Annotated in this window: 8 protein-coding genes; 6 read left to right on the top strand and 2 right to left on the bottom strand. The window is 49.3% G+C overall.

All coding sequences use genetic code 11. From position 1 onward, the window contains the following. The first annotated feature begins 393 nt into the window (after positions 1 to 393). From H0248_RS19400 to H0248_RS19380, 5 genes are all read left to right on the top strand, one after another. Positions 394 to 618 carry a hypothetical protein gene (locus tag H0248_RS19400; protein WP_103161203.1) on the top strand — a complete coding sequence of 75 codons (225 nt, stop codon included), beginning with the start codon at positions 394 to 396 and terminating at the stop codon, positions 616 to 618. Between the two features lie 74 nt (positions 619 to 692). Next, positions 693 to 953, top strand: a complete 261-nt coding sequence (locus H0248_RS19395) for a hypothetical protein (protein WP_039318269.1) — start codon at positions 693 to 695, stop codon at positions 951 to 953. Further along, on the top strand, positions 943 to 1,242 hold the full coding sequence (locus tag H0248_RS19390; protein ID WP_039318272.1) for a type II toxin-antitoxin system RelE/ParE family toxin: 300 nt from the start codon (positions 943 to 945) through the stop codon (positions 1,240 to 1,242). Before H0248_RS19395 ends, H0248_RS19390 begins: the two co-directional genes overlap by 11 nt. A gap of 65 nt (positions 1,243 to 1,307) precedes the next feature. Further along, the gene (locus H0248_RS19385) at positions 1,308 to 2,150 is read left to right on the top strand and encodes a site-specific integrase (protein ID WP_230243181.1); all 843 of its coding nucleotides are present in this window, start codon (positions 1,308 to 1,310) and stop codon (positions 2,148 to 2,150) included. Then, entirely contained in the window at positions 2,147 to 2,758 is a 612-nt protein-coding gene (locus tag H0248_RS19380) for a hypothetical protein (protein ID WP_039318279.1), read from the top strand. The genes H0248_RS19385 and H0248_RS19380 overlap by 4 nt, the downstream gene beginning before the upstream one ends. A gap of 102 nt (positions 2,759 to 2,860) precedes the next feature. Here the strand turns inward: H0248_RS19380 and H0248_RS19375 are convergent, their stop codons facing one another. Further along, the gene (locus H0248_RS19375) at positions 2,861 to 3,097 is read right to left on the bottom strand and encodes a hypothetical protein (RefSeq protein WP_039318282.1); all 237 of its coding nucleotides are present in this window, start codon (positions 3,095 to 3,097) and stop codon (positions 2,861 to 2,863) included. 926 nt (positions 3,098 to 4,023) lie between these two features. Then, positions 4,024 to 4,434, bottom strand: coding sequence for a hypothetical protein (locus tag H0248_RS19370; RefSeq protein WP_146044100.1), 411 nt, complete (start codon positions 4,432 to 4,434; stop codon positions 4,024 to 4,026). 573 nt (positions 4,435 to 5,007) lie between these two features. Here H0248_RS19370 and H0248_RS19365 point away from each other — a divergent pair. Beyond that, positions 5,008 to 5,244: a hypothetical protein gene (locus tag H0248_RS19365; protein ID WP_103184882.1), complete on the top strand. Its 237-nt coding sequence runs from the start codon at positions 5,008 to 5,010 to the stop codon at positions 5,242 to 5,244. Positions 5,245 to 5,681 lie beyond the last annotated feature (437 nt).

Below are 5,681 nucleotides of genomic sequence, written 5' to 3'. Positions count from 1 at the left end.
GTTGTACATAGCGGGTATCACTGGGTTTATTCAATATAAGCGCAATAATTAAAAAGCACGTTGGTAACGCAAGGTTATCCGTATTATTCTTTTGCTGTTGATGATTAGTGCACGTCACGCACTCCTGATTACACCGGATACAGGTCAACAATCCGCGCCCCTTGAGGGATCTGAGACCCAGCAGCGACATCTGGAGAGACTGAGGCGACGCAGTTAAAACGCCACCTGGTCAGTGTAACGACCGCGATTAGCCCACGCTGACGGGGGAAAAAATGGCGAGAATAGTCCGAGCCAGACGCCACAAGGTGTCAAACAGGGGCAAATAGGCATTCAATTGCCGCTGAACCGGTATCTTAGGTCAGGCGTTCTTACAAACTATCAAGCGGTGATGATATGACGGAGTTTAGCGTCAGCCAGGAACTGGCCGCATTACAGGAAGAGACCCGGTTAATTCGCAAACCGCGCTACCGGAAATCGCGCCTCGATCGCTACACCGGAGAACTGCGCCAGCTTCATCAGGCCGGAGCCAGCGCCGCCGAGCTACAACGCTGGCTCAGAGCAAAGCGGATCAGGGTCGTGCTATCCACAGTGACTCGCTGGCTGGCTCGTCATGGTTAAACCCGTTACATGCCATCCTAATGCGAGGTTGCTACACTCAGAAATAGACTTACGGAAAATCAGGAGCGTCATCCATGAACAGCACCCACTACGAAAACGCGAACTTTCTGCGGGAGCTGGCCGAGAGCCTCCCACACCTCATCCCCTCAGGAAGTTCGGATAAAGCCGCACTGTTGCAGCGTCTCGCTAATGAAGAACTGGCACAGGCAGAGTATGAGGAAAGAGCACGCGCCAAAGTCGCAGAAGCCCGTGCCGACACCCGACCAAGTATGACAACCGACCAGCTTCGTCAGCAGCTACAGCGCCGCTATCAGGAAAAACACGATGTCGTATGATGTGGAATGGAAAGCGAGTGCCACGGAGGATGTGATGGCACTTTTTGACTATATCGCTGAAAACGCTTCTCTCTGGGATGCAAGGCACGTTACTGAACGCCTCCTCGCTTCCACCGACAAACTCGCAGAGTTTCCCAAGCTATATGAGCTAGATCCGCGCTACGGCGAGGGCGTCCGCCGTATCAGTCTGATGGGACAGCATGTACTATATGACGTGGATGACCCCACCCAGAAAGTTCAGGTTCTGGCTGTTATCGGTCAGCGCCAGAACCCTCAGCAGATCCGTTAACCTTCAACCGTATCCTCATGGCAAAAGCAAAATTTTCCTCACCCGGGCGTCAGGCGGCTTCGGTCATGAAAGCCATACAAGGGGAAAGCCTACGTTCAGTTGGTACCGTACGCAATTACGAACAGGCATTAACTCGGGTAGCAGAATGGGTTCGTGCATCCCGAATCCTCGGAGGACTTCGTGAACTAACGCCTTCTCTGGCCGTCAGTTATCTTGAATCCCGGGGCGAATCGGTAGGACAAAAAACCCTCGACATGGAGCGGCAAGCTATTCAGGCCATGATGCACCATGTCACCGGCATCCTGCCTCTGACCGAGCGTTTACCGGTGATCCGCGCAGACCATCCACAAATCCTGACAGGACGGGCTTACACCTCAGAACAAATCACCCGTATTTGCGCCGCTCAAACCCCAAAGAACGCACTAGCGACAGAGCTGGCCTACGCAGCAGGATTACGCGCCCATGAGCTTTATACGCTGGCGAGACCGGATGAACAGCCGCCCAGTGTACGACAGGCCGATACAACAAAGTGGACGGGGCGTAGCGGTATAACCTACACCGTTCACGGTAAGGGCGGACTGGTTCGGGAAATTCAGCTTCCAAAAGCGCTGGCTTCACGTCTTGAAGCGGTCAGGCGCGACCACACCGTCATCCTGACCGATCGTGGCGTTAACCACACCAGCCGTTATGCGCTTGGTGGCGGCCATCTCTGGTCAAACAGCTTCAGTGCGGCCGCACTGCGGGTATTAGGCTGGTCAGCCGGTGCCCACGGCGTTCGTCACAGCTATGCTCAGGAACGAATGCGCGAACTGCAACATCAGGGTCTGCTCCGGGAAGCTGCCCTGGCGACAGTCAGCCAGGAAATGGGACACTTTCGCCCGGAGATCACGGAAACCTACCTGCGATGAAATTTGTTTTCTGGCGAGTCACCGTGTTAATCGTGTTGTTTGCACTGCTCGGTGCAGCCTACGTATACATGTCAGCCACACTGGAAAACTACACGCTGATAATCAGGCAAGGTGAACAGCTTATAAAATTCTCAGGCTGGTATATGGTTGCTGAGTTATGGCCATTCGTGCTGCCGGGCATACTCATCACAGGTAGTGCCGGTGGGATAGCACTCCTCTGGATAACCGTTAAAGCCGATAACCGCGATCAGGCTGAAAAAATCGCGCATTACCATAGGCTAACCAGCCTGGCGCAAGAAAACGCCGTACAGGCCGAATTTAAGGCCAATAAACGCCTCGCTGAGCAACTCGATCGTGCCGTTCAGCGAGAAAATGCCGCCACACTACGCGAACAGAAGGCCAATGCGCTCATAAGTGCAGCCCAGAATCAGCTGGAAAACGTCATCGCAGAAGCACAGAGACAGGTCGATATCGCCAAAGAAGAAAGCAGTAACGCCGAAACTCGACGTAAAAATGCCACGGCAACGGCAGAACGCCGGCGGCGGAAACTGGAAAAACTCAAAGTAGAACAGGAAAACCGGGAGTTAACGGAATTTTTCAAATCCTAAAGCAAAGGAGTGAACGAAGACCCCATCACAAGCAGCGCTATTCCGCTTCCTCGCTCATTCGCTCACTCCGTTCGGTCATGAGACTGCGGCGAGCGGTGCGTGTTAACGACGAAAACCCGATGGTTTTTTCCATTCAAACAGGCGCTCCTGTGCAGCCTCGTGACGCTGGCGAGAAATCCTGTTGGCGTCTCGCTGAGAGATGATCTGCTGGCGCGCTGTCGCTAACACCTTTTTTTTCTCAGGACCCGAGAGCCGTGCGCCTTTTGCACGTTCCGCCGCGAAAACCGCCGCATCAATAAACTGTTTTTCAGAAGCGGATAACGATGATAATCGAGTCATAAATCCCCCAAAAGAAAAAAAGACAGCAGCCCCCCCTCCCCCCAGAGCCGGATCAGCAAGTCTCGCTTTTCCATAGGCTCCGCCCTCCTGACGAGTATCACAAAAAATGACGCTCAAGTCAGAAGGGGCGAAACCCGACAGGACTTAAAGATCCCCACCGTTTCCGATGGGGCGCTCCCTCGTGCGCTCTCCTGTTCCCACCTTACAGTGTCCCCGCATCATTCCGCTGTCATGGCCGCGTTTTCTCATTCCACGCCGGATGCTGGGGTCTGGTTAGGTGGTTCGCTCCAAGCTGGGCTGTATGCACGAACTCCCCGTTCAGCCCGACTACCACGTCTTGTGCAGGTAACTGTTCTCTTGATTCCAACCCTGACAGACACGAAAAAACGCCATTGGCGGTAGCCACTGGTAACGGGTGTACAAGAGATTACTGATGCAGAGTTCTTGAAGTTATGGCCTGAGTACGGCTAAACTGAAAGGACGAATTTGGTTGCAGTGGTCTTGTACACCCTGTTACCACGGTTCAGAAGTTCCCCAACTTACTGAACCCTCGAAAAAACCACCTCCCCAGGTGGTTTTTTCGTTTACAGAGCAAGAGATTACGCGCAGACAAAAAGGATCTCAAGAAGATCTTTTTTGTCTGCACTCTATGTAGATCAATTCAAAATAATATCTACCACACTGAAAGAAATGAATTTTTCATTAGTTATTCTCCTATGAGGGTATATTGAATTTTGGTTGCAATCTGAGTACCAGAGAGTTATTGTTTCTACATCAATACTGACCGGAACCGAGTTATCGGGGTATTGTTACCGGAGATTGAGTAATCAGTCTCACCTAGCCTGAGAGCAGGATAACCAAAGGTAAAGGCCGGAAACTTTTGAAAGTAACCATCGATATTACTTTCGCATTAAGGCGCTGATTAATCAGCGCCTTTTTTGCATCTTTTTAGCCAGATACGTTTGCCCATTCAGCCGCAAATGACTGATGTAGTCAAACTTAACAGCAGTCCCTTTCGGTACGGACCCCTTACCCCATTGGTCTAGCTCATATGCGCTGGTAACGAACATAGCTAACCCTCCAGAGTTGTTTGTATCCTGACGAAGATCGAAAAATATAGCGTAGTCAAAAACATGAGCGTAATAGTAAACCTCATTACTATTTCTATCAAAGTGCGGCACGATATGCCCATTAATCAAGTGATCTTTCAGGATACACGGCAGGTTTAAACTGCATTGATAGCGCGCTTCGGAAAAGTAACGACCACTCATCAATGTTTTTCCCTCCCCCTTCTTATCCGTAAAGCAATGATTAGAGAAAGTTACGGAAATTTTCACCTCACTCCCTCTTATCGTCGCCAGGAAATCGAACGGATGTAGGTGGGTTAGGTCGTATGTTTTCCCGTCATAATGCACATCCCGCCATCTCTTTCCTTGCACAATCTAACCCTCGATTCTTTTGATGAAAAAAGACTAACAATCCGGAGTAAATTTAATAGTGCAAGCGAACAACCATTGCATTTTATGGTTTTACGGAGATACAACCGTCAGCTATGCATCATTGACAATTATAATACCCACCCACCAAAACATGCACAACAAGTAAATCACAACATAATGCTTTACAAGAAAAACTTTTCATCTATATTGTCACGATATTATGTAAATGACTAATGAGCACTTGAGTAATGCCTGGAAAAAAATGCCCTTTCTGTAACAAACTAACCCTCTTTGGGAACAGCTGTACTAATTGCAACGCAGTAGTGATGATTCCACCCAATGAAGGCCGTGGAGGCAGAGGTAAACAATGTCCGTTTTGCAAGACAATGACTCTATTTAAAGATGGGAATAATGGTTCGCTGAAATGCTCAATGTGTCAGCGTAAATTCACTCAATCATAAGGCTAAAACTATGTCGCACCCTGTAGGTAAGCACATTTCAAAAGAACAAGATCACGAACTAAACTACTGGCTTAAAAAACAAGGTTTCAAAGAGAGTGATAGTAATAGGGAATCATTGAAGTCACTGATTGACGCAGCAAAAATAGGCCTAGATATGTCTAGCAACAAACACCTAGAACATACAGAGCTAGATGTATATTTCGAAGGCGTTAAATCAATATGGATTGACGATTTCGAGGAAAAATAGAAGCAGCATGATTGAACGTATTGCGCCACATATGACAAAGCCCGCTTATGCGGGCTTTGTTCGTTAAAAGACTCCTCGATGTCGTATTTCTGTTTCAATAGCGTCACAGGCGTCACGTAAAGATACGAGTTCGAGGGGCATGGGTATTTGATGTATCAATGCACAGCACAGATAGGGAACACAAATTTACCATAACATCCGATCCACGCACCGCCTCAGACGCCCTCAACGCAACATTGCCGCTTAAACGCTAAAAAACCGGGTTATCTATGGGTCAGATCGGGAAAAATGCGCCTGATAAATTTTAGCCGCCTGCATGCCTATGCACAGAAGTGCATAGGCTGTTTTTTCACGATAACGAGAACACGTAATCCCTATTTTGTTCGCTTTTCCGCAGATTGGGACCGTGGTCCCAACGAGGAGTCATTTTGCGCATG

Origin of the sequence: Pectobacterium brasiliense (genome assembly GCF_013449685.1) — a bacterium.
In the GTDB taxonomy this organism is placed as follows: domain Bacteria; phylum Pseudomonadota; class Gammaproteobacteria; order Enterobacterales; family Enterobacteriaceae; genus Pectobacterium; species Pectobacterium brasiliense_A.
This window is presented reverse-complemented; position numbering and strand designations above follow the sequence as displayed.

Coding starts and splice junctions, on each gene's coding strand:
- H0248_RS19400 (WP_103161203.1), top strand. CDS start 394: ATGACGGAGTTTAGCGTCAGCCAGGAACTGGCCGCATTACAGGAAGAG.
- H0248_RS19395 (WP_039318269.1), top strand. CDS start 693: ATGAACAGCACCCACTACGAAAACGCGAACTTTCTGCGGGAGCTGGCC.
- H0248_RS19390 (WP_039318272.1), top strand. CDS start 943: ATGTCGTATGATGTGGAATGGAAAGCGAGTGCCACGGAGGATGTGATG.
- H0248_RS19385 (WP_230243181.1), top strand. CDS start 1,308: ATGAAAGCCATACAAGGGGAAAGCCTACGTTCAGTTGGTACCGTACGC.
- H0248_RS19380 (WP_039318279.1), top strand. CDS start 2,147: ATGAAATTTGTTTTCTGGCGAGTCACCGTGTTAATCGTGTTGTTTGCA.
- H0248_RS19375 (WP_039318282.1), bottom strand. CDS start 3,097: ATGACTCGATTATCATCGTTATCCGCTTCTGAAAAACAGTTTATTGAT.
- H0248_RS19365 (WP_103184882.1), top strand. CDS start 5,008: ATGTCGCACCCTGTAGGTAAGCACATTTCAAAAGAACAAGATCACGAA.